Raw genomic sequence first — 1,275 nt, 5'->3', positions numbered from 1 at the left:
CTTCATCCCCATACACATAGGAGTCAAAGGCGGCGCGCACCGTCTCGATGATCTGCGTGCGAGTCCGGTCGTCCGCCTCTTGGAGGATCAGGCCGACGGGACCGAGCCGGGTCAGGTAGCCGACCAGCTCTTTCTCGGGCAGGGTGCAGGCCACATCGATCGGGCGGATATCGATCTCGGCCCACCCGCTCTCCTCCAGGATGGTGTGGACCCGCTGCCGGTCGGCGAAGGCGAACTGCCCCGGCGCGCCCGGCCGGCGGGCGGGGAGGTTCGGCAGCAGCGGTGCCGCGCTGCGCTCGGCGGTCGTCATGAACGGATTTTCCGCGGCACTCCGCCAGGCGATGAAGCGCAGCTCGGCGCCATCCCTTGCGGCACGCCGCAGGTTCGCAAAGGCTCTGGCAGGGTCGTCGAAGAACATCACGCCAAGGCGCGAAATGATCATGTCGAAGCTTGCAGGCTCGAACGCCTGGGTCTGCGCGTCGGCGCGGATGAAGCGGGCCGGCGTGTCTATTTCCCGTTCGGCGCGGGCCCGGGCGGCGGCGATCATCGGCTTCGAAATGTCGATGCCGATGCAGTGGCCCTTGGCGCCGAGCCGCCGCGCCACGGCGAGCGTCGTGCTGCCCGTGCCGCAGCCGACGTCGAGCACCCGCTGCCCGGACCCGGCGCGGACCGCTTCGACGAGCCGGTCTTCGAGCGGCTTGAACATCTGGTCGAGCACCTGCTGTGCGTCGACCCAGGCGCGTCCGGCGCGGCCGTTCCAAAGCGCGGTCTGCTCGTTGTCGGTCTGGTGGTGCGAGACATCCATGATCGTTTTCCTTTTTTTGCTTGCCCTCAAGAGGCGGGAGCTAGACTGTGCAACTTCAAGTCGACTTGAGGTCAAGAGGGTGAGRCATCTGGACATCGCCGAGGTGGCGCAGCAATCCGGCGTTCCCGCATCCACGCTGCGGTTCTATGACGAAAAGGGGCTGATCGCCTCYACCGGCMGGCGCGGGCTGCGCCGCCTGTTCGATCCCGGCGTGCTGGAACGGCTGGCGCTGATCGCGCTGGGGCGCGCCGCCGGCTTCTCGCTCGACGAGATCGCGCGCATGTTCGCGCCCGAGGGCCAGCCGCGCATCGACCGCCAGATGCTCGCGGCCAAGGCGGAGGARCTCGACCGGACGATCCGCAAACTGAGCGCCATGCGCGACGGCCTGCGGCACGCCGCTGCCTGCCCGGCGCCKAGCCATATGGAATGCCCCACCTTCCGGCGCATCGTGCGGGCTGCGGGGGCTGGGG

Annotated in this window: 2 protein-coding genes; one reads left to right on the top strand and one right to left on the bottom strand. The window is 68.7% G+C overall.

Features of this window, described 5'->3' with window-relative positions; all coding sequences use genetic code 11:
• The coding region (locus tag AC1D2K_RS34845) for a class I SAM-dependent methyltransferase (protein ID WP_478095009.1) at positions 1–805 on the bottom strand (805 nt) is incomplete at its 3' end.
• A gap of 79 nt (positions 806–884) precedes the next feature.
• On the opposite strand from AC1D2K_RS34845, the gene AC1D2K_RS34840 reads away from it, so the two are divergent.
• Positions 885–1,275: helix-turn-helix domain-containing protein (locus AC1D2K_RS34840; protein WP_478095008.1), on the top strand; the 391-nt coding region annotated here is incomplete at its 3' end.

The organism is Variovorax sp. P1_H12_2 (assembly GCF_056405335.1).
The sequence above is the reverse complement of the archived record's forward strand: the minus strand, read 5'-3'. Positions and strand labels throughout refer to the sequence as shown.